We start from the raw sequence: 23,875 nt of genomic DNA, 5'->3' as shown, positions 1-23,875 counted from the left end.
TTTTGCATTCGCCGATGTTGCCATGTCGAGGTGGACCACTATTGCTGACCTCAGCCGTTTGAACGTACGCTTGGCCAGCAAAAAAGAATCACAACACAAGGAGACCACCGCCCCATGGAACTGGACGTCAACCACAAGCCGGTCAGCGTTGATTGCGACCCGGCCACGCCGCTACTGTGGGTGCTGCGTGATCACCTGAACCTGACCGGTACGAAGTTCGGCTGCGGCGTCGCGGCGTGCGGCGCATGCACCGTACACGTGGACGGCGCGGCCGTGCGGTCGTGCGTGCTGCCGGTGGCGGCTGTGGCCGGCAAGCACATCACCACCATCGAAGGACTTGCCGGCGGCGGGGGCAAACGCCACGCGCTGCAGCAAGCCTGGATTGACGAGCAGGTGCCCCAGTGCGGCTACTGCCAGTCCGGCATGCTCATGGCCGCGGCGGACTTGCTGGCCCAACACCCTGACCCGACGGATGCCGACATCGACGCGGCCATGACCAACATCTGCCGTTGTGGCACATATCCGCGCATGCGCGCCGCTATCAAGCGCGCTGCCAAGGCGTTGCGGGAGGGCCGCGCATGAACGCGAAGACTACAAAACCGCGCAGCGGACGCCGCCGTTTCCTGCTCGGCGCACTCGGCATTGGTGGCGCACTGGTAGTCGGTTGGGGTGTGATGCCGCCGCGCAGCCGCGTGGGCGATCCGGGCATCTTCCCCGAGCACAACGGCGAGATTGCCCTCAACGGCTGGATCAAGATCACGCCCGAAGGCAACGTCGTGCTTGCCATGCCGCGCGTGGAGATGGGCCAGGGCATCCACACTGCGCTGTCGATGCTGGCAGCCGAAGAGCTGGACATTCCGCTCGCGCGCGTGCGCATCGAAAGCGCGCCCGTGGAGCGCATCTACGGCAACGTCGTCGCCATGGGCGACAGCTCGCTGCCGCTGCATCCCGATAGCGCAGACAAGACCTGGGCACGCGCACTGCACTGGATCATGGCCAAGAGCGCGCGCGAGATCGGCCTCATCATTACCGGCGGCAGCAGCAGCACCGCCGATGGCTGGCAGCCCGTGCGCGAGGCCGCCGCCACGGCGCGTGCGGCGCTGGTGGAAGCCGCGGCGCGCGAATGGAATGCGCCAGTTGCGCAAGTCAGCATCCGTGAAGGCCAGTTGATCGGCCCCGGCGGCAAGCAGTCCACGTTTGGCGAGATGGCCAAATCGGCGCGTGGTCTCTCTGCGCCGTCCAACGTGACGCTCAAGCCGGCCTCGCAATTCCAGTTGATCGGCAAACCGGCGCCGCGCAACGATCTCGCCGCGAAGACGGATGGCAGCGCGCGCTTCTCCATCGACACGCGCCTGCCCGGCATGTTGTATGCCGCTGTCGTGATGTGTCCGGCGTTTGGCGGCAAGCTCAAGACGTTCCAGTCGAAAGCGGCGCTTGGCATGCCGGGCGTGCGTTACGTGGTGCCGTTCGAGGGCACGGGCGGTGGTGCGCCGGGCGTGGCCGTGGTGGCAGACCATTACTGGCAGGCCCGGCAGGCGCTGGCAACGCTTGAGCCCGTGTGGGACAACGGCCCGCATGCCAAGCTCGACTCCGCGGGCATTCGGCAGCAGCTTGTCAGCGCCCTCGACAGTGACAAGGGCGGCTTCACGTATCGATCGATGGGCGACGGCCTGAAAGCCTTCGACAAGGCTGATGGCGCCACCCTCGTCGAGGCCGAATACAGCGCGCCGTATCTCGCGCACGCCACGATGGAACCGATTAACTGCACCGCGCAGGTGACGCCGGAAGGCGTGCATCTCTGGGCGCCCACGCAGGTCGCCACGCTGGCGCAGCTTGTGGCGGCGCGTGCGGCAGGTGTCAGCGGCGACAAGGTGCAGATCGATATCCCGCTCATCGGCGGCGGTTTCGGGCGGCGGCTGGAATCGGATTTCATCGGTCAGGCCGTCACCATCGCCACCAAGACCGACGGCAAGCCCGTGCAGGTCATCTGGTCGCGCGAAGAAGACGTCCGCCACGACTTCTATCGCCCGCACGCCATCGCCCGGCTCAAGGCGCGTGTCGAGAACGGCAAGGTCACCGCGATTGCCTCGCGCAGCGCCGGCCAATCGATTCTCGCGGGCGAACTGGACCGTCTGTTCGGTGCGCCGTCAGTGGGCATCGATCGCTACACCGCTGAAGGCCTGTTCGACCTGCCGTACGAAATCGAGCACGAGCACATCGCGCACCTGGCAGTCGATCTGCCGGTTCCCGTAGGCTTCTGGCGCAGCGTGGGGCATTCGTACAACGGGTTCTTCATGGAGGGCTTTCTCAACGAGGTGGCGGCCGCGGCCAAGCTTGACCCGTTGGCGATGCGGCGTGACTTGCTGAAGGACCATCCGCGCGAGCTGAAGGTGCTGGACACGGCAGCGCAGGCCGCCGGCTGGGGGCAGCCGCTGGCACCAGCCGCTGACGGCGCACCGCGTGCGCGCGGCATTGCGCTGCACCCGAGCTTCGGCTCCGTGGTCGCGCAGGTGGTGGAGGTGTCGATGAAAGACGGCAAGCCACGCGTGCATCGCGTTGTGTGCGCAGTCGATTGCGGCACGGTGGTCAACCCGGGCATCGTTGCGCAGCAGATGGAAAGCGCGGTCATCTTTGGCCTGACGGCGGCGCTGTATGGCCGGATCGACATCAAGGACGGCCAGGTCGTGCAGTCGAACTTCCCCGATTACCCGGCGCTCAAGATGGCAGAGACGCCCGTCATCGAAACGCACATCGTACCCAGCACGGCAGAACCCAGCGGCATGGGCGAGGTGGGTGTGCCGCCAATCGGGCCGGCCGTGGCCCATGCCGTGGCGCAGTTGACGGGCAAACCGGTGAGGCAGTTGCCAATGGCGTGACGCCGCTGCGCTGAAATGAAAAAGCCGCAGGTGTGCGCCTGCGGCTTTTTCTTTGGAGCGATGCCGCCTGGCTCAGGCCGCGTCCGGAAACACGGGTTCGCCCAGATTCAGCATCAGTCGATTCGCCCACGCAAAGATGGCCACGGCGTGTATCAGGTCGAGAATCTCCGCGTCGGTCAGGCCAGCGGCCTTGAGGGGCTTCAGGTCTTCGCCGCGCAAGTGCCCTGGGTGCAATGTCAGGTCGATCGAGAACAGGACGATGGCACGTTCACGCGCGTTCGTGCCTGCGATGTGCGGGTCTTCAAGGACCTGCTTGATCACGTCGTTGCGCTTGGCCAATTGCTCAAAGCGCTGTGCATGGACGGATGCGCAATACACGCAGCCGTTGACGCGCGACACCACCGCGCTGGCGAGTTCGCGGTCCGCACGCGACAGGCCGCCCGGCGCATACATGATCGCGTTGAATGCCGCCGACCGCTGACGCAGGATCTCGGGCTGGTGAACGAGAAACCGGTAGTAGTCCGACGTTTTCGCCTTCGGATGGCTTTCTTCCAGCACGGCGATCTGCTCGGGCGTGGCGCGGTCGAGGTCGACCACATCCAGCCACGCTTGCCATTCAAGCGATTCGTTGGTGAAGCCGTGTGCGCGGATGATCTCGGTCATGCTGCGGTCTCCGTGGAAGCGGTGGCGCTGCCGCTGCCGGCGGCTTCGCGGAGGGCGCGCAAGCCGGCGACGAGCCGCGTCTGATACGACAGGAAAGCGATGAGCTGCGCGAGCGTCACGACGTCGGCCGTGGCGAGGCCCGCGGCGGGCAGGCGCAACAGCGCATCGCGGTCGCCCTCGATGGGGCGCTCGACGAGCGTGCGCGTGAAGGTGAGGATGGCGCGCAGGCGTGCGTCGGTCAGCGTGTCGATATCGCCGTGGTCGACGGCTTGCAACGCATCTGCGTCGACCGGCGTGCTCGCGAGGCGCGCGCGGTAGTGTTCGGCCAGTTCGGGCGCCGGGGTGAGGCGGCAGGCATAGAGCGCGACGAGCAGGCGTTCGCCCAACGTCAGGCCGGGCAGGCCTGCGTCGAACAATGCGTTGTAGCTGCCCTGCGTGGCCGTTGCCACCTTTTCGCGGGCATGGCGCAGCGCATGCGTGGGGCTGCCGTCGTCCAGGCCGGCAACCTGGTCGGCCACATCGTGTGCGGGCGTGAAATCCATTGATGAAAGGCTCCGGGAATCGGGTACGGACGCGCCGCGCGCGGCTACCGCGCTGGCGAGGAAGCGAAGCACTGCTGCCCATGACTGGGCGTCGGCGCGGGCGTTGGCGCGCGGCTCGCCGCCCCCGGTGCTGATGCGGCCCGACACCGGGTGCGCATAGACGAGCTGCGTGGTCGGCACGTATGGGAAGACGATGGCGTGACCCGCGCCTTCGTAATCGAAATGTTGGACGGGGTAGGGGTGGCGTACCTCGGCCAATTTGGTCGTCACCATGCGCGAGTAGTCGCTCGAGGGCCACGAGCCGTCATCGGTGGCGGAGAGCAGCAGCACCGGCCCCCGCGCGCGTTCGATGCGGATGCGCGCGCGTGCCACGGCATCGGTATCCTGCAGCGCGGTGCGGATGGCGCGTTCATGCCGATGCGGCGCAGGGCCTTCGTCAAACGGTGCCCAGCTCGCGGTGCGGTTGCCTTCCCACAGATGCGGCAGCGGCTGACCGCGATACAGCCACGTCGGGCCTTCGCGGCCCACAGCAGGGTCGGCGGCGTTCTGCCCGCTGTGCACGACGGCGCCCGGCACGTAACCGATGACCGCAGATACCGCCTCAGGGAATGTCGCGCCCAGCAGCAATGCCAGTTCACCCCCGCGCGACTGGCCGCTCACGGCAACGAAGTCGTGCAGCGGCTCCACGCGTTTGCGCAGCCAGGCAAGCGCGCGCTCGAAATATTCCAGCGGCGTATTCGAGATGTAGTCCGGCAGCCCCGGCGCCTTGAAGTACGCCAGCGCAAAGGCGGCATAACCGTGCGAGGCATACAGCGCCGCGCGCGGCTCGTTGATGCCGCCGCCCGAGCCGTTGAGGATGAGCACGGCCGGGCGCGGGCCCGGGTGCGCATACGGATCGGGCAGGTATAGCGTACCGACCAGACCATCGTCGCGCACATCGTGGCGCGTCACCCCCGGCGCGGCCAGCCGTTGCACGAAGCTCGCGTGGACCGACTCGCCGTTGGCCGTGGCCGTCAGCGTGGTCGTCAACGGCTCTGCGACTGGCTGTGGAAACACCTCGCGTGCCTTGCCGTCTTCCGGGCGCTGGCTCCAGACGATGCCCATCGCGCTGACGCCGGCGTAGTCGCCGGAGACGGGCGCGTCGCGCGTCAGGTCCACGGTGCCTTGCGCATCGGCGACGAACGCGGCGCGGCTGTGCCACAGCACATCATTGCCGCGACGCGTTTGCGCGACGATGCCGACTTGTGTGCCAGGCGCGAGCCCCGTCACGACGATGCCGCGCGATACGTCGATCAGGTCATCCGCCGGCGTCACGCTGAGCGCGAAGGTTCCCATGGCGCTTACTTGCCGTCCTTGGTGACCATCTGGGCCGCGGTGCGATCGCTCGTCATCGGCGTCACCTTCAGGCCTTTTTTGGCGGCCCACACGTTCTGGTAGTGGTACAGCGGCATCACGCCCACGTCATCCGAGACCAGCTTGACGGAGTGGCGAAGAATGGCCGCGCGCTTTTCCACGTTGAATTCCTCGGTGGAGGCGTTCAACGCGTTGTCGACAGCCGCGTTGCTGTAGTGGCCCCAGTTGGATGCGCCCAGACCCTTCTTGGTATCGACGGTGGCCAGCACGTTGACAAGCGCGTAGCTTGCTTCGCCCGTGCCGTTGCCCCACGCCAGCATGCTCATCGCATATTCATTCTTGTTGGCGCGGCCCGAGTAGACCGACCAGGGCACCACTTCCACGCGCGCCTTCACGCCGATGCGCGTCCAGAACTGCGCCACCGCCTGCGCCGTTTCGGGGCCTTGCGGGTAGCGATCATTCGGCACGTGCATCACGAGGTTGAAGCCCTGCGGAAAGCCCGCATCGGCCAGCAGCTTCTTGGCCTGCGCCGGGTCGTAGGCGATATCCTTCACGTCGGGGTTGTAGCCGTACGTGTTCGACGGCATCCACTGGTTGGCGACAGTGGCGGCGCCTTGCAGGATGCGGTCGACAATGGCCTTGCGGTCGATGGCCAGCGACAGCGCACGGCGCACGCGCACATCCAGCAGCGGATTGTTCGGCAGCGGCTTGCCGTCGTTGCCGGTGACGTAATCGTTCGGCCCCTTGCGGAAGCTCGGTTGCAACAGCATCACACGCAAGCCCGGATAGGAAAACACCTTCACGTTGGGCGACTGGCGCAGGCGCGCCAGGTCAGACACCGACACCTTGTCGATGACATCCACCTCGCCTGAGAGCAGGTTGGCCGTGCGCGCGGCAGCATTGTTGATGTAGCGGTAGTTGACCTTCTCCCAGAGCTGTTTGCCGCCCCAGTAGTTGTCGTTGCGCGCCATCACCACGCGATCGCCCGGCACATACGAGACGAACTTGTAGGGGCCGGTGCCCACCACGGCGCGGCCCGCGTTGTAGTCCTCAGTCGACGACTTCTCACCCACATGCTTGCTGACGATGTGCACGGACGCGAGGTTCAGCGGCAAGTCCGGGTTCGGGATGTTCGTCTTGATGATCAGCGTCAGCGGGTCTTTGGCCGTGACGGACTCCACCGTGCGCAGATAGCCCGCGAACGTTGCCACGCTGCCCGGCACGCTGCGCGCGCGCTGGTACGAGAAGATGACGTCATCCGCCGTGAACGGCTGGCCGTCGTGCCATTTCACGTTCGGGCGCAGCTTGAATTCCCACGTCTTCGGGTCCAGCGTCCTCCACGACAGCGCCAGGCCGGGCTGCAGCTGGTTCCACTTGTTCTCGACCAGCAGATCCCAGAAGTGCACGTCGACGGAGCGGTCGCCTGCGTGATTGTTCAACTGCGGGTCGAGCGACGACAGCGGATCGGCAAAGGCAATGTTCAGCGTCTGCGCGCCGGCAGCGCCGGCAGCGGCAAACAGCGCGACGGCAAGCGACGAGGCTAGGAGGCGTTTCACGTGGGTTCCCTTTTTCCTGTTTTTGGAATCGTTGGCTTATTGAATGTCGTTCAGGTCGCGTCGTTCAGGTGGCACGCGCTGATGTGGTTGACCGCAATGCCGCGCAGCGTCGGCGTCTCGGTCTTGCAGCGGGGCATGGCGTGCGGGCAGCGTGGGTGGAAATGGCAGCCCGTGGGCGGATGCAGCGGACTCGGCATCTCGCCCTGAATGGCGGTGAACGTCTTGTGACGGGCCGACAGGCGCGGAATCTCCGCCAGCAAGGTCTGCGTGTAAGGATGGTTCGGGCGGCGGAAGACTTCCTCCGCAGGGGCGGATTCCACCACGCGGCCGAGGTACATGATCACCACCCGGTCGGACAGGTGCTCCACCACGCCCAGGTCGTGGCTGATGAACAGGTAGGTCAGGTTGAGCTGCTCGCGCAGGTCCATGAACAGGTTCAGGATCTGCGCCTGGATCGACACGTCCAACGCTGCCACCGCTTCGTCGCAAACCAGCATCGAGGGCTGCACGGCCAGCGCACGCGCAATGCCGATGCGCTGGCGCTGGCCGCCGCTGAACTGATGCGGGTAGCGGTCGCGCAGGGCGGGGTCCAGGCCGGCGCGTTGCATCTGCGCGGCCACATAATCGGCAAAGTCGGCGCGGTCGGTCAGGCCATGCACGCGCGCCGCTTCGCCAACGATTTCTTCCACGCGCAGGCGGGGGTTGAGGCTGGCGTATGGGTCCTGGAAGATCATCTGGATCTTCAGGCGGGCCGCGCGGGCTTCGTCTGCCGTGAGCATGTCGATAGCCTTGCCGTCCACGCGAACCTCGCCGGCCGAGGGCGGCATCAGGCCCGCAGCAATGCGGCCGAGCGTGGATTTGCCGCAGCCCGATTCACCGACGAGGCCGACGACTTCACCGGGCTGGATCGCGAGGTCGACACCATCGACAGCACGAACGATTGCAGGCGGATGCGCCAGGCCGAAGCGCTGCAGAACGCGATCAGCGGCGCCGACTTTGCGATCGCCAAAGCGTTTGCTGACCTGCTTGAGTTCGACGAGCGGCGTGCTCATGCGACCTCCCGCGAGGACGCGCGCTGCGCGCCGGGATGGAAGCAGCGGACGAGGCGCCCCGGCAGCGGTTGCGTGATTTCCGGCGCGACGCCGCAGACATCGGAGGCGCGCGGGCAGCGTGCTGCAAACGCGCAGCCTGCCGGTAGCGACAGCAGGTTCGGTGTCATCCCGGGAATCTGGCGCAGGCGCTGACCGCGCCGGTTCTCGCTGGGCAGGCTGTCGATCAGGCCCATGGTGTAGGGGTGCAGCGGGGCATCGAGCACGGCATCAACCGGACCGTGTTCGACGATGCGCCCGGCGTACATCACGGCCACCTCGTCGGCCAGCCCGGCCACGACAGACAGGTCATGCGTGATCCAGATCAGCGCCGTGCCGTGCATGTGCGCGAGCTTTTGCACTTCGGACAGGATCTGCGCCTGGATGGTCACGTCCAGCGCCGTGGTCGGTTCGTCGGCAATGATCAGGTCGGGCCGATGCAGCATCGCAATGGCAATCGCCACGCGTTGGCGCATACCGCCGGAAAGCTGATGCGGATACGCCCGCAGCCGCTCTTCGGGACTCGGAATGCCCATCAGGCCGAGCGTGTCGCGTGCATGGTCCCACGCCTGCTTGTGGCTCATGCTGCTGTGCGCGCGCACGGCCTCGATCATCTGGGCATCGATGCGCAGCACGGGGTTGAGCGTCATCATCGGGTCCTGGAAGACCATGGCGATGCGATTGCCCTGCAGCTTGCGCAGTTCGCGCGGGGCGAGCTTGGTGAGGTCGCGGCCCTGGTAGAGGATCTCGCCGCCGACCACGCGGCCGGGCGGGTCCACCAGACCCATGATGGAGAAACCGGTGACGGACTTGCCTGAGCCGGACTCGCCGACCAGCCCGAGGATGCGCCCGCGCGCGAGCGAGAACGACACATCGTCCACCGCCGGCAGCACGCCTTCACGCGTGAAGAAATGCGTGCGCAGGTTGCGGACTTCGAGTGTGGTCGCGTTGGTGGACGCCGTCATCGTTGCGCCCTCGGGTTCAGCACTTCGCGCAGGCGGTCGCCCACCAGGTTGATGGCCACCAGCGCCAGCAACAGCGCGATGCCCGGATAGAAACTGATCCAGTACTGGCCAGACAGCATGTATTGGTATCCGTTGGAAATCAGCAGGCCCAGAGACGGCTCGGTAATCGGCACGCCCAGGCCCAGGAACGACAGCGTGGCTTCCAGCGTGATCGCGCGCGCCACCTGCAGCGTGCCCACGACGATCAGCGGCGGCAGGCAGTTCGGCAGGATGTGCTTGAGCGCGATGCGCCAGCCGGGCAGGGCGAGCGAGCGGGCGGCTTCCACGTATTCGCGGCGACGCTCGACCAGCGCTTGCCCGCGCACCGTCCGCGCGTAATACGCCCACTCCAGCACCACCAGCGTCAGCACGACATTGGTGATGCTCTTGCCCAGATAGGCGAGGATCATCATGGCCACCAGCACCGACGGGAACGACAGCAGCAGATCGACCGTGCGCATGATGATGCTGTCGACGCGGCCACCGGCATACGCCGCAATGAGGCCGAGCAGCGTGCCGATCACCGCCGCCACGGCTGCCGAACCGATCCCCACGCCCAGGCTGATGCGCAAGCCATAGAGGATGCCGGAGTACAGGTCACGCCCCTGGCCATCGGTGCCGAGCCAGTACGTGAACGTCCCCAAGCCATTCGGCGAACCTGGCGGCAGACGCGAGTCGAGCACGTCGAGCTGCATCAGGTCGTATGGGTTCTGCGGCGTGATCCACGGTGCGGCCAGCGCGGCCAGCATCAGGATCACGACCACGGCGAGCCCAAAGACGGCGGTCTGGGATGCCAGAAAATCGGACACCACGCGGCGCCACGGCGATTGCTTGCGCGGGGCGGCAACCGCGGCTGCGGTGGTGGGTTGCGGAGTTGTATTCATCATGCAGCCTCCGCGCTGTCCGCCGCACGCACGCGCGGGTCCAGCAGCCGATACAGGATGTCGACGATCAGGTTGAGCGACACGAACAGGCACACCACAACGATGAGGTACGACACGATGACCGGCCGGTCCAGCGAGTTGATGCTATCGAGAATGAGCTTGCCCGCGCCGGGCCACGCAAAGATGCTTTCCGTCACCACCGCAAAGGCGATGGTCGAGCCCAGCTCCAGGCCCAGCACCGTCACCAGCGGGATCAGCGTGTTGCGCAGCACGTGCGCCAGCACCACGCGCAGCGGCGACAGGCCCTTGGCACGCGCGAACTTCACGAAATCCAGCGGCACCACCTCGCGCACGCCGGCAGAAGTCAGCCGCAGCACCAGCGAGAGCTTGAACAGCGACAGGTTGACCGCCGGCAGCACGAGGTGCCGCAGCCCATCGACCGTCAGCCACGACCATTCGACGCCGAACAGGCGTGCGGTTTCGCCGCGCCCGCTGGCGGGCAGCCAGCCGAGGCTCACGCTGAACGCCATGATCAGCATCAGGCCCACCCAGAACGTCGGCAATGAGAATCCCACCACGCTGCCCGTCATGAGCAGGCGCGATACCGGATGGCGCGGATACAGCCCCGCGAACAGCCCAAGCGGCACGCCGATCACCACCGCGATGATCAGCGCCGAAAACGCCAGCTCCAGCGTGGCCGGCAGGCGTTGCAGGATCAGCTGGATGGCCGGTTCGTTGTAGACGAAGCTCTTGCCGAGATTGCCATGCAGCGCGCCGTTCAGGAAGGCGAGGTACTGCTCCCACAGCGGTTTGTCGAGGCCCAGTTCGGCAATGATGCGCGCGCGGTCGATCTGGTCGACGTCCTGGCCGATCAGGATGTCGACCGGGTTGCCGATGGCGTGCAGGCCGATGAAGACGATTACCGTCATCACCAGCACGACCAGCAGCGCCTGGCCGATGCGGCGGATGAGCCAACCTGTCATCGGGCAGCCTCCTGGCTGGAAGTGGCATTCGCTTCCACGCCGGGCGGTGGGGCTGGGGTCCATTCATCGCCAAAGATTTCCGGCTCGGCGTAGGCCTGGATGGCGGCGTAGTGCGCGTCGATGTCTTCCTGGTACAGCAACCCGGCGATGCCCTGCGCCAGCCGCTTCGCACCTTCGCTGATGGCCGGGATGTCGCCCGAGACGCTGCCGTGCGTGACGGACGCGGGATAGCAGAAGCAATGCACGCGCGACAGGCCAGGCAGCGTGCCGGGCGTTTTCTCGCGAAATTCGAACGCGTGCCCGAGGTCGGGTGAATCGGCGAGTTCCGCGTCTTCCTCGTCGGGGCGCGGCGTGTAGCGGTCTCGCCATTGGCGGATATGCGGTGCCAGAGCGCTGAATTCGGGGCGTGCGGCCCAATCGGTGCGAAAGCCCGTCGAGAAGATCAGGAAGTCCAGTTGGAATACGCCCTTGGTCGTGGCCACGTGCAGCACGCCGTCGTGCTCGTCCACGCCCAGAATGCCGCAGCCGAAATTGAAGCGCGCATTCGGATGCCGCGACACACGCAGCGTGCTGCCGCGCGGCGGGGGAACCTGCTCGACATTGATGTAATGACGGATGCGCCATTTCCAGGCGTCGGGCAGATATAGGTGGCCATGCACGAGCCCTGGGCTGCCCGCACCCTTGCCCTTGTTCACGCGCGGCAGGTCGGCGCGTCGGATCAGCATGTCGACGCTGGCGGCACCGGCTTCCAGTGCCGTTGCTGCCGAATCCATGGCGGACGCACCGGCGCCGATCACGCCCACGCGCTTGCCCGCCAGCGCGCCGTAATCCATCTCGTCAGACGAATGCGCCCACCAGCGGCGCGGCAGCCGGCGCGCAAAGTCCGGCACGGATGCGCCGCCAAGCCCGTCCCGGCCGGTAGCCAACACCACGCGGCGCGCAAACACGCGCTGCGTCGGTTGGTCAGGCGCGTCGATCAGCAATTCAACGGCGCCATCCACGCGCGGGTGGATGGCCTTTACGTGGTGTTCGTTGCGCACGTCGAGCTGCAGCACGCGGCGGTACCAGCGCAGGTAGTCCATCCATTGCAGTCTCGGGATCTTGTCGAGCACCTCCCACGCATCGGTGCCGAACTGCGCTTCAAACCATGCGCGAAACGTCAACGCCGGCAGCCCGAGCGCAGGGCCGGTCAACTGCTTTGGCGAGCGCAACGTTTCCATGCGCGCCGTCGTCGCCCATGGGCCTTCGAAGCCGGCGGGCGAGCGGTCGAACACCATCACGCCGATACCGAGATGCTTGAGCGATGCCGCGGCCGCCAGGCCTGCCATGCCGCCACCGATGACGGCCACATCCAGCACGGATCGGCCCTCCAACGTGTGCGGCAGCGTCCAGTGCTTCGCGGGCAGCTCCAACCACGACAGGTCCTGGTGCAAACGGGCTTCGAGCGCTGCGAGCCCGGTCACTTGCAGCGCGTTGTCTTGCTGTGCAGCGGTCATGCGGACGCGCCTTCGGTTTCGTTGATGGATTCGCCATACAGCACCTGCAGCATGCTGGCATGGCGTGCCGGAGCGTGCAGCTTGCAGTCCGGCAGCAGGCGCTGTGCCGCGCGCGCGAGGGCGTCGGTCAATGAGGTCACCGCCGCCGACGGCCGCTTGGCCTCGGGGGTGATCACGCCAAAGAAGAAGGGAATGTCGGCGTCGATCGGGCGCACGGTCACGCCGTCGATCGGCACGCCGTAGGCCGTCACCGGCTCCAGCAACGCGACGCCCAGGCCCGCTCGCACGGCGGTCAGTGCATTGAGCGATGCGTTGGTCTCGATGAGGGAGGTGGGTTCCACGCCGGCCCTCGCCAGCGCCTGGTCCAGACGGCGGCGCAATCGATATGGGTTGTGCATCGTGATGATGGGCTGTCCCGCGCAATCGCCCAATACCACGCGCTTGCCGGCCGCCAGCGGGTCGTGTGTCTGCACAGCAGCCACGCACGCGGCTTCGCCGATCCAATGCACGGTTACGCCGCGATGTTCCAGCGGCAGGCTGCTGAGGCCAAGGTCGGCAGCGCCGGTCAGCACGGCGTGCACAACCTGTTCCGGCGAGGCGCTGCGAATCTGGATGTGTTGCGCGAGTTCCGGCTCATCGGCCAACGCAGCGGGCAGCAAGCCGGCCGCCAATGCGGACGTCGCTGCCAGGCGCAGCGGGCGTGCCTCGCCGCGCGCGATTTCTTCGGCACGGGTTCGGATCTGACGTAAGCTGATCAGCGTGTGCTCGACGTCTTCGTACAGCAGGAAACCCTGCTCCGTTGGCGAGACGCGCGGCCCCGCGCGTGTGAACAGGGCGTAGCCGATTTCGGCTTCGAGATCCTGGATGAGCCGGCTGATGGCGGGCTGCGAGCGTCCCAGCAGCTTGCCCGCCGCAGTGACACTGCCGGTCGACATGACCGCGGCAAAGGCTTCGAGTTGTCGGAGTTCCATCCGCCTGTTTGATCCCAGTCATGCATGTGGTTTGTGCATTCTGGTAGAGGCACTATGCGAATTCAAAATAGTATTTTCTTATGTACTCATGCGTTTTGCGCTGGCAACCGCTATGTCCTGCGGTGCAACCATTGCCGAGGCAGGGTACACCGCCGTGCGGATCTATTTGACGAAGGTGCCGTTTGGCCCGATCACCGTCAGCTCGACATAGTCCGATCCCTTGCGAACGTTCGGGCCGTAGCAGACTTCCAGCCCGCCAAGGTCGATCGTGCCGGCTGATTCCAGCCCCGAGACAAAGCTGGCCCGCGTGGGTGACTTGCCCGCGCGCTTGAGCCCTTCGACCAGCACGCGCGCGGCTGCGTAGCCTTCCATCATGGCGTACGACGGCGTCACCCCGGCAGACTTCGCGCTGGACGCCAGCTCCCGTCCCAGCAACGAAGTCGAACGCACCGGCGACGGCATCACCTGCGAGATCACGACACCGCGCCCCAGCGCCCCGAGCGATTTCGCAAACGCCAGGCCGGCGTTGTTGGAAAGCGCGGCAATCTGCGTCACCGTGCCTTGCTTGTTGAGCGCCTCGATCATTGCGCGCGCGGTCGTGGCTGGGCAGGCCAGGATGACCGCTTGCGGGGCGAACTTGCCCACGTCTGCCGTGGCCTTGGCGATATCCGGTTTCAGGCGGTCGACAGTGAAGATGCTGTGCGCGTCGGGCGGCAGCTTTTTCGTGGCGTTGCTGAAGCCGATCTCGGTGTCCTTGCCGAAGGTGTCATTCACGTTGACGAGCGCCAGGCGGCGCAAGCCGAGCGTGTCGAAGTAATGCACCAGCTCGGCAATCTCGGCCTGGTATTTCGCGCGCACCACGAACAGCAGCGGGTCGGGCTGATCGAAGAAGGTTGAAGCACCGGTGGACGGCGCCACCACCGGGGCGCCAAGCGGACGAGCCTCGGTCATGATCGCTTCGGTGTTTGGCGTGCCGCGCGGCAGGAAGAGGGCGAAGACCTGTTTGTCGACCAGCAGCGCATGTGCGTGTTTTTTGGAGGCGGCCGCATCAAAGCCGTCGTCTTCCGAGATCAGTTCGATCTTGCGTCCATTCACGCCGCCAGCGCGGTTCACCGCATCGAGGTAGAGCCTGGCTCCTTGCGTCATCTCCTGGACTTGCTCGCCGGCGGGCCCGGTGAAGCCCGCGGTCTGTCCGATGACGATCTTGCCATCGGTGATGCCTGGCTCGGCCATCGCCGGACCCGACGCCAGCAACAGCCCCGACAGCCATGCGCACCCGATGGCGCGCTGCAAGGCGGCATTGCAACCTATCATGTCTCCCCCCTTTTTTCTGGGTGATTGTTTTTTGTGTGCCGAGACGGCGAAACCCATCGCAACATCGGCGGGACGATGCTAGCGGAGAAGCCCCGAGGCGCCGCCTCCGGATTTCCCTAGGGCTGCAGCATTGCCGCAACGCTGCGCGCGGGTTCCATGCAAAAAAAACCGCCGTACGAGACGGCGGCATTGGCGCGTTGCGCGAAGTGCAGATCAGTTGTTCTGCTTCGTGATCTTCGTGCCTTCGATCGACGCGCCGGCCATCAGACCTGCGTTGGTCAGGTTGAAGCCGATGATCGGTTGCTGCGCGGTGTTGGTATCGACCGCGCCGTTCACGCCGATCTTTGCCAGGGCCACGGTGGCATCCACGCCGGCTGTCCAGCCTTGGCTGTTCTGGAATTTCTGCAGCGCTTCGTCCGTCATGAACAGGATGATGAGCGCACGCGACTGCGCGCCAGCCTGGAAGCCTACCGACGCCGAGGCGATGTTGTAGTAGCCCAGCGGACGGCCACCGCCGGTACGCAGCACGCCTTCACCGTATTGGCCTCCCACCACAAAGCCGGCGTTCAGCACCGACGGGAACACCAGCACGCCCTTGGCGCGTCCCACCAGCTCACGCGAGCCGCTGGCCGTGGTGTACAGGCGCGAGAGCACGGAATCTGCCTGCGAGTTGGTGGTGGCGTGCTTGTTGGTGGACGACATCACATCTGAGCCCTGTGCATTGGGGCTGGTCGTGGTACAGGCCGCGATCTGGGTACCGAGCAGTGCGACAGCAGCAAGCGCGGCGGCGCGGGTGACGATGGTCTGGCGGCTAATGAGGTTCTTTTTCATGGCGATCGATCTCACTGTCTTTGTTGTTGACGAGGGACACAGGCACACGCGTCCCCGCTCTGACTCGGTCCCGTGCAATCAGCATGGGTGTCAGCCAAGGAAAAGCAAGCGGCGTGCCCGCCATATCGCATAAGCGCCGGAGCGCTCAATTCCTGACATTAGGCGAGATTTGTGCCCCATGTGGCGCTTTTGCTTCACTGCTTTGTAAAAACGCAAGCCGACTGCAATGCGAGTAGCTTTTTCATGCGCAACAAAAAACCGGCGCTTCAGGCCGGTTCTTTGTGTAGAGCAGGAGAGGGGGAGGGTTGGAGGTCAGATCCAGATGATCAACGCTGCCACGCCAATGATCAGGCCGAACTTCACCACGTAGTAGACCTTGCGGTTCCACGCCTTGAAGCGGCGGCGGTACTGGCCCATCACCCACACATAGCGGAACAGCTTGTTGATGCCGCCGGTCTGGTCACCCTCATCGTTGGGCGAGCTGGCAGCAGTCATGACCTTGCGGCCGAGCCATTTGTTGATGCGCTGCGCCCAGCCGAATTTCATCGGGCGTTCGATATCGCAGAAAAGAATCAGACGATCCTTGTCGGAGGCGTTTTCGGCCCAGTGCAGATAGGTCTCGTCAAAGACCACGCCCTGGCCGTCACGCCAGCTGTGGCGCTGGCCGTCGACTTCGATGAAGCATCGGTCGTCGTTGGGCGTGGACAGGCCCAGGTGATAGCGCAGCGAGCCGGCAAACGGATCACGGTGCGGATTCAGCTTGCCGCCCGGCGGCAGTTCGGCAAACATCGCCGCCTTCACGCTGGGCAGATCGCGCAGCAGCGCGACGGTCTGCGGGCAAAGCTGTTCGGCTGAGGGGTGATGCGCCTCGTACCATTTCAGGTAGAAGCGCTTCCAGCCATTCTTGAAGAACGAGTTGAAGCCGGCGTCGTCGTTCTTCTCGGCGGCCTTGATCTTGCGCAGGTTGATGAGCGCAAGGCCTTCGTCGCGAATCTGTGGCCACGCGGCTTGCAGTTTTTCCAGATCCGGAAAGCGCTCGACCGGCACATACGGCGTCTGCGGCACGCCCGAAAAGGCGTACATGAAGCAGTTGACCGGCGCGACCACGGCCGAGTGGTCGAACATCTGGCGCCAGAATTTCAGGCGCACCTTGCCGCGAAAGTGCACGTACAGAATGGAACCCAGATACAGGGCCACGATAATCCACTTGATCAAGGCGATTTCCTTGCCGCACAGGGCGGTCAGCAATTGAGTGCATGCGTTGTCAGCGCAATCCGGCATTTTACCCGTGGCGGAGCCGCGCCGCGTGGACAGCCGCCAACAGTGCACCGTGGTTTGTGATGCCACGTTATCGTTTGCGCTGTCTTTGCGATAAGGAACGTCTGTGTCGATTTGTCGCGAAATGTGCGTCGCGTTCTACAATTCTGTTCTCGTCCGCCAAGTATGCTGGTCACGGACGATCACCGGAGGGAGCGATGGACGTCAAAAAACGCGACGAAGAATCCAGCGATATGCCGACCACCATTGGCATCGTGCCGGGCAATGCGGAATCGCTGGAAGCGTCCATGCGCCGTGCGCAGGAAGCGCTGTCTGCGGTCTCGGCGCGGCTGGCAAACCGGCCACCGATGCCACGGCCAGACCCTGCCACCGAGCGCTTCGTCGAAACGGACGACACCATGTCACCGGCGGAAGCGCGCGCCTTGGCCGAGCGTTGCATCGCCGGCGAGGCCGCGGAGCCGGCAAGCCTGGCGCGCGCGTTTTCCGCGTTGTTGGGACGGATCGATGGGCTGGAAGCCGACCATGCCGGCCGGCGCCGCGTGCTGCGGCAGTGGATGGTGAGCCAACTCACCTACAAGATGCTGTATCTGCACCACACCGGTCAGGATTCGACCGTGCCGCCGCGCGCGATGCGCGCGCAGAAGGAGCGGGTGAAGGCGCAGATTTCGGCCTTGCTCGATGCCGGGCGTTCCTACGCCGATGTGCGCCTGACCGACCTGCGCTTTGTCGAGGATGGCGGTGCCACCGGTCAGGGCTAATGATTAGGCGATCAAGCGATTAGGCTCAATCGTCCTCGTCGTCGTCTGGTTCGGAGTCGAGAAACTCGCGGCGGGTGAGCCAGTCGGCGATGGCCTGATCGCAGGCGTTTTTCAGCTTGGTCTTGTTATCCACCTTGTCGAACAGCGTGAAGTTCATCAGGGCCAAGCCCAGATCCGTGATGTAAAACATCCGCTTCGGGTTGTCGAAGTGGACAATGCGGCCGTCGATGTCGCCTTCGTCTTCGGGCTCGGCAGGCGCGTCTTCGAGTTCGACCACGCGGCAGGTGAAGCGCGGCACGCGGGTGTGCGTCAGATATTCGAATTCATCGTGCGACACTTCGCCGGACGGTGTGACGGCAATGGCGAAGCCCCAGATAAAGCGTGGGGTCGGCAGATCCGACAACTCGTCGATTTCATCCATCCTTGTTTCTCCAGTCTGATGACGGCTTGTATTGACGATGCATTATCGCGCGACCCGTGCTGCACGGAAAGCACAATGCACGCCCGGCATGGTGGGGCGCCAACATGACCGACCCGCGCATGCAGCGCATACGGGATGGCCTGGCCGCCCGGCTAGCGTTCGATGCTGAGGCGCTCGTTCCATGGATTGTTGCCGGACAACGCGTCGGCTGGCTGAGCCGTGAGCGCGCGTCGCTGCTTGCGCGCTGGCCGCACTGGTTCGACGTGTCGACGCTGCGGGTCGATCTGCGGAATACGCTTGCCAGCGACGCCGAGCGCACCGGGGCGCTGGCCGAAGTCATTGCGCGCCTGGCTGAAGACGGCCACGTGCGCGGCTGGCGCGACGAGCGTTTCGCCGTCAACACTGGCTGGGGCACGCCCACGCTGGCGCTGGTCGAACGTGCCGCTGCGCGCTTCTTCGGCATCCGCACCTATGCTGTCCACATGAACGGCCTGATCGACGGCGCAGATCGCGGCGCGCCGGCGCTCTGGCTGGCCCGCCGCGCCGAAACCAAGCCGATCGACCCCGGCATGTGGGACAACCTCGTCGCCGGCGGCATCGGCCATGGCTTCGACGCACGCGGCGCGCTGGAGAAGGAATGCTGGGAAGAGGCGGGCATCGGCGCCGACCTGGCAGCCCAACTGGTGCCATGCGGCACGCTGGATGTGCTGCGGGAAGTGCCCGAAGGCATCCAGTGCGAAACGCTGTTCGCCTTCGACCTGACGCTGCCGGACAGCTTCATCCCCGTCAATCAGGACGGGGAGGTCGCCGGTCACCTGCGCGCCAGTCCCGACACTGCGCTTGATATCATGGCGGACTTCGCGATGACGGTCGACGCCACGCTCGTTACACTCGACGCCCTTGCGCGCCTGAGTTCGGCCCTTGCGCCACAGGGGTTTGCGCCCGGCAACACTATATAAAACGCTTCATGAGTCACTCCGGTTTCATTCTTACCCTGTCGTGCCCGGACCAGCCTGGCATCGTCCACGCGGTGTCGGGCCTGCTGTTTGAGCAAGGCTGCAACATTCTCGATTCGGACCAGTTCGGCGACGAATTCACCGGCCGTTTCTTCATGCGCGTGCATTTTGTGCCGCAGGGGCAACCGCTTGATCTCGCTACGCTGCGCGACTGCTTTGCGCCCATCGGCGAACGTTTCTCCATGCAGTGGGGCATGTTCGACGCCGCAGCCAAGCCGCGCGTGATGATTCTCGTCTCGAAGATCGGCCACTGCCTGAACGACCTGCTGTTCCGTGCCCGCGCCGGCCAACTTCCGATCGAGATTGCGGCCATCGTCTCGAACCACCGCGATTTCTACCAACTGGCTGCGTCGTACGACGTGCCGTTCATGCACCTGCCCTTGCTGCAGGCGACGGACGCGCAGAAGGCCCAGCAGGAAGCCCGCATCTGGGAAATCGCGCAGGAGCAGCAGATCGACCTGGTGGTGCTCGCGCGCTATATGCAGATTCTTTCCGACAATCTGTGCCGCAAGCTCGAAGGCCGCGCCATCAACATCCACCACTCGTTCCTGCCGAGCTTTAAGGGCGCCAAGCCGTATTACCAGGCGCACGAGCGCGGTGTGAAGCTGATCGGCGCAACGGCCCATTACGTGACGGCCGACCTGGACGAAGGCCCGATCATCGAACAGGAAATCGAGCGCGTGGACCACAGCATGGACCCGGAGCAGCTCACCGCCGTCGGCCGCGACGTGGAGTGCGTGGCGCTGGCCCGCGCCGTGAAGTGGCATGCGGAACACCGCATCCTGCTCAACGGCCACAAGACCGTCGTCTTCAAGTAATCCAGTCAGAGTAGGGGAGCGCGATGCGACAGATCATTCTCGATACCGAAACCACCGGCCTGAATGCCGCCACGGGCGACCGCGTGATCGAAATCGGTTGCGTGGAGATGGTCAACCGCCGCCTGACCGGCCGGAACCTGCACTTCTACATCAACCCGGAGCGTGAGATCGACGCGGGCGCGATGGCTGTGCACGGCATCACCAACGAGTTCGTGGCTGACAAGCCGAAGTTCGCCGAGATCGTCAACGAGATCCGCGACTACGTGCAGGGCGCCGAAGCGATCATCCACAACGCCGCGTTCGACTTGGGCTTCCTGGACATGGAATTCCAGCGCCTGGGCCTGCCAGCCTTCCGTGAGCACCTCTCGGGCCACATCGACACGCTGCGCGAGGCGCGCCAGATGTTCCCTGGCAAGCGCAACTCGCTGGATGCGCTGTGCGACCGTCTGGGCGTGAGCAACGCGCACCGTACGCTGCACGGCGCACTGCTGGATGCGGAACTGCTGGCCGAGGTCTACCTCGCCATGACGCGCGGCCAGAACACGCTGGTGATCGACATGCTGGAGTCGGGCGAGGGCGCGTCGGCCGAAGCCGTTGCCGTCGACCTGAGCGCGTTGCAACTGCCGGTGCTGCTGGCGACCGAAGCGGAGGCCGAAGCGCACGCCGGCGTGCTCAAGGAGATCGACAAGGCCAGCGGCGGCAAGACCGTTTGGACGCGTGAACCCGTGGAATCTGCGCAGCCGGCTGCCTGATCAAAAAAATGTGCGGTCAGGGTATTTACACGGCTGCACCTTTTCGCCATAATCTCGTTTTCACCGCATTCGGGTGGTTAGCTCAGCGGTAGAGCACTGCCTTCACACGGCAGGGGTCACAGGTTCAATCCCTGTACCACCCACCAAATTCACTTCCGGCGACATCCGCCGAAGTCCAAAAACCCACGATAGCTCAAGGCTTCGTGGGTTTTTTCATTCCGTCAATGTCCGATAAGGTGCATTGACAGCCGGGGGTACGCGGGGGTATTTCTGGGGGTAGATGTGATACCCCTGTGTGGAGGTACCCCCAAATGGCTCTCACAGACACGGCGGTCCGCAACGCCCGGCCGGCCGAAAAGCCTATCAAGCTGTTTGATGGCGGCGGCTTGTTTCTCCACATCACGCCCGGCGGGCAGCGCTACTGGCGGCTGAAGTATCGGTTCGCGGGCAAAGAGAAGCTGCTGGCCCTTGGCGTGTACCCTGAAGTCGGCCTGAAAGAGGCGAGGGACCGGCGCGAGGAAGCCAAACGGCTGCTGGGCGAGGGGGTTGACCCGTCAGTCGAACGCAAGGTGCGGAAGGTGGCGACGGTCGAGCGGGCGGCAAACAGTTTTGAGGCTGTGGCCCGCGAGTGGCACACCAAGTACGCGCCCGGGTGGTCCAAGAGCAACGCCGACAAGGTGATCGCCCGCCTGCAGAACGACGTATTCCCCTGGCTCGGCGGCCGGCCGATCGCTGAGCTGAAGGCGCCCGATCTGCTGGCCGTGTGTCGCCGCGTCGAGTCTCGTGGCGCTCTGGATACTGCACACCGAGTGCTGCAGACCTGCGGCCAGATCTTCCGCTACGCTGTCGCCACTGGGCGGGCAGAGCGCGATCCGTCGGGTGACCTGCGGGGCGCGTTGCCGCCGGCCAAGGGGAAGCACTACGCCGCGCCGACCGACCCCAAAGAGGTGGCCGGCTTGCTGCGTGTGTTTGACGGCTTCACCGGAACATTCGTTGTGAAGTGCGCGCTGCTGCTGGCCCCAATGCTCTTCGTTCGACCAGGTGAACTGCGGGCCGCGGAATGGGCAGACATCGATCTGGATGCAGGCGAATGGCGTTTCGTGTCATCCAAGCGGGACGTGGCTCACATCGTGCCGCTATCCACCCAGGCCGTCGCAATCCTGCGTGATCTGCACGCGTTGACCGGCCACGGGCACTACGTCTTCCCCGGTGCCAGAGACAAGAAAAAACCCATGTCGGAAGCTGCCATTAACGCGGCTCTCAAGCGCATGGGTATCGATACGCAGAAGGAGTTCACCGGCCACGGCGTGCGCCCCATTGCGCGCACCATCCTGCGTGAGGTGCTGGGTTTCGAGGCCGAGGTAATCGAGCTGCAACTAGCGCACAGGAAGAAAGACCCAAACGGCGCGGCATATGACCGTGTGGCCTTCCTGGCTGTGCGCAAGCAGATGATGCAGGCGTGGGCGGATTACCTGGATCGCTTGAAGACTGGGGCAGCCGTAGTGCCAATGCCTACGTCACGGACGGCCGCGTGAGAGGGGGCGGAGGGCTGATAGATGACAAAGAAAAAGGTCGCGGCTCGCCCCGCAACCCTCAAGCTGACCCCTCAAACGATTCTCGGCAAAGATGGGGCTTCAAAGCGCAAGCGCGTGCTGACGGCACACGTCGCCTCGGCGCCGGCATCGTTGATCCAGGCGTATCAAGACTTCACCGTAGGAAAAGGAAGCAACTTCCTTCGCTCTTTGCTTACCCACTCTGACATGGAGTCGGCATGGCGCGCTCTTCATAGACACAAGAAAACGTCGGATTACGCGATGCGGCTCTTTCGGGAAATCGTATTCATTGAGCAGAGGAGTCGCAGACCAGTGGTCTACCGACGGACAGACGTTCGCGAACAACGCCGGAAGATCGCCCGCCAAGCGCAGACGCTGGCTGACGCCATAGAAGAAGGGCCGCTGGATAGGTTGACCTTCGAATATTTTCCGACCGAAGCGATAGCGGCAAACGGACTCCCCGACAGGGGACAACTGTCGAAATTGGAGCGAGGTTGGCAAGCGCACGACTTGCTCCGAGAGTGGCCTCCCTTAACCACTGTGCTACGCGAATTGGCAGACCGCGCTCTGGAGCTAGCTGACGAGGCAATGAAGGAGCACCGGATCGTTGAGCGCGCCTCACAGAACAAGAAGACGGATCGCCGCCTCTACTTTGTGCGAGCCCTCGCGGCGTACATCAGGGAAGAGTTTGGCTCGCCGCTCTATGGCACAGTCGCCAGCATCACCAGTGCAATACTCAACGAGAGCTTGTCATCGGCGCATATTGCGCGGCTCGTCAAGAAGCCTAAGGCGAACTAAAAAGCTCGCCTTACCGGGGTAGGGATTTGCTGTCCGCAGTCATACGCTTGTGACTGTCTTCAACCACCAACGGACAGCACAGCATGTACCAACTCCCGGAAACTGGCTACCTGCGCCTGCGCCAGATCATTGGCGATCCTCAAGCAGTCCCCCCCGTCCCAGCCATCATCCCTGTCAGTAAGTCGACATGGTGGGAGGGCGTCCGAACGGGGCGCTATCCACCTTCCATCAAGACACTCGGCGCACGCATCACCGTTTGGCGCGTGGAAGACATCCGGAAGCTCATTCAAAGCACGTATGGAGGCGGCGCATGATCCCGCCGTCTACCAACCCTCGCGGCTGTGCGAGCCGACAGGCATATGGAAAATCTCATGGCCTGCCGGAACTGAGCAACATTGGCCGCGTGGCATGGGCTGAGGATGACTTCAAGGCATTGTCGCAAGGGAGGTCTGCAAAATGAGCTCAGAAAATGGAGGCAAGTTCAGTCATGCGCTCGTTCTGGGCGCTGGCATGGAACCCGTGCTCCTTAATCATGTAGATCACGTTGGTGGAGTGGCTACCGGCCTTAACGCTATCGGGCACGCCATTATCGAAGCACGATTCGCCGGACTGCGAAGCTTCGTTGTTCAAGGTGTTGGGCCAGTGTGGCAGTGGCGCACTGACACCCCGGAAGGGGTGTACTTTGCGCTCTTGTGCGATCGCGCAAAGCGAGGCAAAACACTGCCTTCCGTCGAGAAGGTGATGGAGGTCCTCTTGCCGTTGCGAAACGTGAGCGGAGGGGGTGCCAAATGAATCAAGCTGCCGTCGCTCAGGGAGAGGCTCGCACGTTTGCCGTTATGCGCTACGCGAGCGAGATGGACACCGTTGGCCGACAAAATGTCGGAAGGTGGTCTCAGGTCGAATCGCTTCTGAGCAAACGT

Annotated in this window: 23 protein-coding genes and 1 tRNA gene; 10 read left to right on the top strand and 14 right to left on the bottom strand. The window is 64.6% G+C overall.

From position 1 onward, the window contains the following. Nucleotides 1–114 precede the first annotated feature (114 nt). Both BEK68_RS08525 and BEK68_RS08520 read left to right on the top strand, forming a co-directional pair. Nucleotides 115–582, top strand: a complete 468-nt coding sequence (locus tag BEK68_RS08525) for a (2Fe-2S)-binding protein (protein ID WP_012435994.1) — start codon at nucleotides 115–117, stop codon at nucleotides 580–582. Beyond that, nucleotides 579–2,876: a xanthine dehydrogenase family protein molybdopterin-binding subunit gene (locus tag BEK68_RS08520; RefSeq protein ID WP_012435993.1), complete on the top strand. Its 2,298-nt coding sequence runs from the start codon at nucleotides 579–581 to the stop codon at nucleotides 2,874–2,876. The genes BEK68_RS08525 and BEK68_RS08520 overlap by 4 nt, the downstream gene beginning before the upstream one ends. 72 nt (nucleotides 2,877–2,948) lie before the next feature. Here BEK68_RS08520 and BEK68_RS08515 read toward each other — a convergent pair whose 3' ends face one another. From BEK68_RS08515 to lpxO, 12 genes are all read right to left on the bottom strand, one after another. Beyond that, the gene (locus BEK68_RS08515; protein WP_012435992.1) at nucleotides 2,949–3,539 is read right to left on the bottom strand and encodes a peroxidase-related enzyme; all 591 of its coding nucleotides are present in this window, start codon (nucleotides 3,537–3,539) and stop codon (nucleotides 2,949–2,951) included. Beyond that, nucleotides 3,536–5,416, bottom strand: a complete 1,881-nt coding sequence (locus BEK68_RS08510) for a bile acid-CoA:amino acid N-acyltransferase (protein WP_012435991.1) — start codon at nucleotides 5,414–5,416, stop codon at nucleotides 3,536–3,538. The genes BEK68_RS08515 and BEK68_RS08510 overlap by 4 nt, the downstream gene beginning before the upstream one ends. A gap of 5 nt (nucleotides 5,417–5,421) precedes the next feature. Further along, complete coding sequence (locus BEK68_RS08505) at nucleotides 5,422–6,990, bottom strand: ABC transporter substrate-binding protein (protein WP_004634329.1); 1,569 nt, start codon at nucleotides 6,988–6,990, stop codon at nucleotides 5,422–5,424. A gap of 50 nt (nucleotides 6,991–7,040) precedes the next feature. Continuing rightward, the gene (locus BEK68_RS08500; RefSeq protein WP_004634326.1) at nucleotides 7,041–8,042 is read right to left on the bottom strand and encodes an ABC transporter ATP-binding protein; all 1,002 of its coding nucleotides are present in this window, start codon (nucleotides 8,040–8,042) and stop codon (nucleotides 7,041–7,043) included. After that, entirely contained in the window at nucleotides 8,039–9,043 is a 1,005-nt protein-coding gene (locus BEK68_RS08495) for an ABC transporter ATP-binding protein (RefSeq protein ID WP_012435990.1), read from the bottom strand. The genes BEK68_RS08500 and BEK68_RS08495 overlap by 4 nt, the downstream gene beginning before the upstream one ends. Further along, complete coding sequence (locus tag BEK68_RS08490; RefSeq protein ID WP_012435989.1) at nucleotides 9,040–9,969, bottom strand: ABC transporter permease; 930 nt, start codon at nucleotides 9,967–9,969, stop codon at nucleotides 9,040–9,042. Before BEK68_RS08490 ends, BEK68_RS08495 begins: the two co-directional genes overlap by 4 nt. Next, nucleotides 9,966–10,949, bottom strand: coding sequence for an ABC transporter permease (locus BEK68_RS08485; protein ID WP_012435988.1), 984 nt, complete (start codon nucleotides 10,947–10,949; stop codon nucleotides 9,966–9,968). Before BEK68_RS08485 ends, BEK68_RS08490 begins: the two co-directional genes overlap by 4 nt. Beyond that, complete coding sequence (locus tag BEK68_RS08480; protein WP_012435987.1) at nucleotides 10,946–12,445, bottom strand: flavin-containing monooxygenase; 1,500 nt, start codon at nucleotides 12,443–12,445, stop codon at nucleotides 10,946–10,948. Before BEK68_RS08480 ends, BEK68_RS08485 begins: the two co-directional genes overlap by 4 nt. Then, a complete protein-coding gene (locus tag BEK68_RS08475; RefSeq protein WP_004634317.1) occupies nucleotides 12,442–13,416 on the bottom strand; it encodes a LysR family transcriptional regulator in 975 nt (324 codons plus the stop codon). Before BEK68_RS08475 ends, BEK68_RS08480 begins: the two co-directional genes overlap by 4 nt. Nucleotides 13,417–13,578: 162 nt before the next feature. Continuing rightward, nucleotides 13,579–14,730 (bottom strand): ABC transporter substrate-binding protein, encoded by a 1,152-nt coding sequence (locus BEK68_RS08470; RefSeq protein ID WP_012435986.1) that lies wholly within the window; start codon nucleotides 14,728–14,730, stop codon nucleotides 13,579–13,581. A 213-nt stretch (nucleotides 14,731–14,943) separates the two neighbouring features. Continuing rightward, nucleotides 14,944–15,561 (bottom strand): BPSL1445 family SYLF domain-containing lipoprotein, encoded by a 618-nt coding sequence (locus BEK68_RS08465; RefSeq protein ID WP_012435985.1) that lies wholly within the window; start codon nucleotides 15,559–15,561, stop codon nucleotides 14,944–14,946. A gap of 312 nt (nucleotides 15,562–15,873) precedes the next feature. Next, a complete protein-coding gene (gene lpxO / locus BEK68_RS08460) occupies nucleotides 15,874–16,776 on the bottom strand; it encodes a lipid A hydroxylase LpxO (protein WP_012435984.1) in 903 nt (300 codons plus the stop codon). 260 nt (nucleotides 16,777–17,036) lie between these two features. Between lpxO and BEK68_RS08455 the strand changes: the two genes are divergently transcribed. Further along, nucleotides 17,037–17,597, top strand: coding sequence for a hypothetical protein (locus BEK68_RS08455; protein ID WP_012435983.1), 561 nt, complete (start codon nucleotides 17,037–17,039; stop codon nucleotides 17,595–17,597). A 25-nt stretch (nucleotides 17,598–17,622) separates the two neighbouring features. On the opposite strand, the gene BEK68_RS08450 is transcribed toward BEK68_RS08455, so the two are convergent. Then, nucleotides 17,623–18,018: a hypothetical protein gene (locus tag BEK68_RS08450; protein WP_004634308.1), complete on the bottom strand. Its 396-nt coding sequence runs from the start codon at nucleotides 18,016–18,018 to the stop codon at nucleotides 17,623–17,625. 104 nt (nucleotides 18,019–18,122) lie between these two features. Here BEK68_RS08450 and BEK68_RS08445 point away from each other — a divergent pair, with 104 nt between their 5' ends. From BEK68_RS08445 to BEK68_RS24785, 7 genes are all read left to right on the top strand, one after another. After that, nucleotides 18,123–18,977: an NUDIX hydrolase gene (locus BEK68_RS08445; protein ID WP_012435982.1), complete on the top strand. Its 855-nt coding sequence runs from the start codon at nucleotides 18,123–18,125 to the stop codon at nucleotides 18,975–18,977. Between the two features lie 8 nt (nucleotides 18,978–18,985). After that, nucleotides 18,986–19,852, top strand: a complete 867-nt coding sequence (gene purU / locus BEK68_RS08440; protein ID WP_004634303.1) for a formyltetrahydrofolate deformylase — start codon at nucleotides 18,986–18,988, stop codon at nucleotides 19,850–19,852. Nucleotides 19,853–19,875: 23 nt separating this feature from the next. Beyond that, a complete protein-coding gene (dnaQ, locus tag BEK68_RS08435; protein WP_004634302.1) occupies nucleotides 19,876–20,604 on the top strand; it encodes a DNA polymerase III subunit epsilon in 729 nt (242 codons plus the stop codon). A gap of 71 nt (nucleotides 20,605–20,675) precedes the next feature. After that, nucleotides 20,676–20,750 (top strand) — tRNA-Val (locus tag BEK68_RS08430). 165 nt (nucleotides 20,751–20,915) lie between these two features. Next, nucleotides 20,916–22,139, top strand: coding sequence for a tyrosine-type recombinase/integrase (locus BEK68_RS08425; RefSeq protein WP_012435981.1), 1,224 nt, complete (start codon nucleotides 20,916–20,918; stop codon nucleotides 22,137–22,139). 21 nt (nucleotides 22,140–22,160) lie between these two features. After that, on the top strand, nucleotides 22,161–22,955 hold the full coding sequence (locus BEK68_RS08420) for a hypothetical protein (protein WP_012435980.1): 795 nt from the start codon (nucleotides 22,161–22,163) through the stop codon (nucleotides 22,953–22,955). A gap of 83 nt (nucleotides 22,956–23,038) precedes the next feature. Further along, on the top strand, nucleotides 23,039–23,269 hold the full coding sequence (locus BEK68_RS24785) for a helix-turn-helix transcriptional regulator (RefSeq protein WP_012435979.1): 231 nt from the start codon (nucleotides 23,039–23,041) through the stop codon (nucleotides 23,267–23,269). Between the two features lie 148 nt (nucleotides 23,270–23,417). Here the strand turns inward: BEK68_RS24785 and BEK68_RS25705 are convergent, their stop codons facing one another. Next, nucleotides 23,418–23,585 carry a hypothetical protein gene (locus BEK68_RS25705; RefSeq protein WP_157042470.1) on the bottom strand — a complete coding sequence of 56 codons (168 nt, stop codon included), beginning with the start codon at nucleotides 23,583–23,585 and terminating at the stop codon, nucleotides 23,418–23,420. Nucleotides 23,586–23,875 lie beyond the last annotated feature (290 nt).

Source organism: Ralstonia pickettii (genome assembly GCF_001699815.1).
GTDB lineage: Bacteria > Pseudomonadota > Gammaproteobacteria > Burkholderiales > Burkholderiaceae > Ralstonia > Ralstonia thomasii.
The sequence above is the reverse complement of the archived record's forward strand: the minus strand, read 5'-3'. Positions and strand labels throughout refer to the sequence as shown.

Excerpts from the sequence above, each read along its gene's own strand:
- BEK68_RS08500 (WP_004634326.1), bottom strand. The coding sequence starts at position 8,042 with ATGAGCACGCCGCTCGTCGAACTCAAGCAGGTCAGCAAACGCTTTGGC.
- purU (WP_004634303.1), top strand. The coding sequence starts at position 18,986 with ATGAGTCACTCCGGTTTCATTCTTACCCTGTCGTGCCCGGACCAGCCT.
- BEK68_RS08525 (WP_012435994.1), top strand. The coding sequence starts at position 115 with ATGGAACTGGACGTCAACCACAAGCCGGTCAGCGTTGATTGCGACCCG.
- BEK68_RS08465 (WP_012435985.1), bottom strand. The coding sequence starts at position 15,561 with ATGAAAAAGAACCTCATTAGCCGCCAGACCATCGTCACCCGCGCCGCC.
- BEK68_RS08475 (WP_004634317.1), bottom strand. The coding sequence starts at position 13,416 with ATGGAACTCCGACAACTCGAAGCCTTTGCCGCGGTCATGTCGACCGGC.
- BEK68_RS08510 (WP_012435991.1), bottom strand. The coding sequence starts at position 5,416 with ATGGGAACCTTCGCGCTCAGCGTGACGCCGGCGGATGACCTGATCGAC.
- dnaQ (WP_004634302.1), top strand. The coding sequence starts at position 19,876 with ATGCGACAGATCATTCTCGATACCGAAACCACCGGCCTGAATGCCGCC.
- BEK68_RS08425 (WP_012435981.1), top strand. The coding sequence starts at position 20,916 with ATGGCTCTCACAGACACGGCGGTCCGCAACGCCCGGCCGGCCGAAAAG.
- BEK68_RS24785 (WP_012435979.1), top strand. The coding sequence starts at position 23,039 with ATGTACCAACTCCCGGAAACTGGCTACCTGCGCCTGCGCCAGATCATT.
- BEK68_RS08445 (WP_012435982.1), top strand. The coding sequence starts at position 18,123 with ATGACCGACCCGCGCATGCAGCGCATACGGGATGGCCTGGCCGCCCGG.
- BEK68_RS08490 (WP_012435989.1), bottom strand. The coding sequence starts at position 9,969 with ATGATGAATACAACTCCGCAACCCACCACCGCAGCCGCGGTTGCCGCC.
- BEK68_RS08450 (WP_004634308.1), bottom strand. The coding sequence starts at position 18,018 with ATGGATGAAATCGACGAGTTGTCGGATCTGCCGACCCCACGCTTTATC.
- BEK68_RS08420 (WP_012435980.1), top strand. The coding sequence starts at position 22,161 with ATGACAAAGAAAAAGGTCGCGGCTCGCCCCGCAACCCTCAAGCTGACC.
- BEK68_RS08485 (WP_012435988.1), bottom strand. The coding sequence starts at position 10,949 with ATGACAGGTTGGCTCATCCGCCGCATCGGCCAGGCGCTGCTGGTCGTG.
- BEK68_RS08495 (WP_012435990.1), bottom strand. The coding sequence starts at position 9,043 with ATGACGGCGTCCACCAACGCGACCACACTCGAAGTCCGCAACCTGCGC.
- BEK68_RS08520 (WP_012435993.1), top strand. The coding sequence starts at position 579 with ATGAACGCGAAGACTACAAAACCGCGCAGCGGACGCCGCCGTTTCCTG.
- BEK68_RS08515 (WP_012435992.1), bottom strand. The coding sequence starts at position 3,539 with ATGACCGAGATCATCCGCGCACACGGCTTCACCAACGAATCGCTTGAA.
- BEK68_RS08480 (WP_012435987.1), bottom strand. The coding sequence starts at position 12,445 with ATGACCGCTGCACAGCAAGACAACGCGCTGCAAGTGACCGGGCTCGCA.
- BEK68_RS08470 (WP_012435986.1), bottom strand. The coding sequence starts at position 14,730 with ATGATAGGTTGCAATGCCGCCTTGCAGCGCGCCATCGGGTGCGCATGG.
- BEK68_RS08455 (WP_012435983.1), top strand. The coding sequence starts at position 17,037 with ATGGACGTCAAAAAACGCGACGAAGAATCCAGCGATATGCCGACCACC.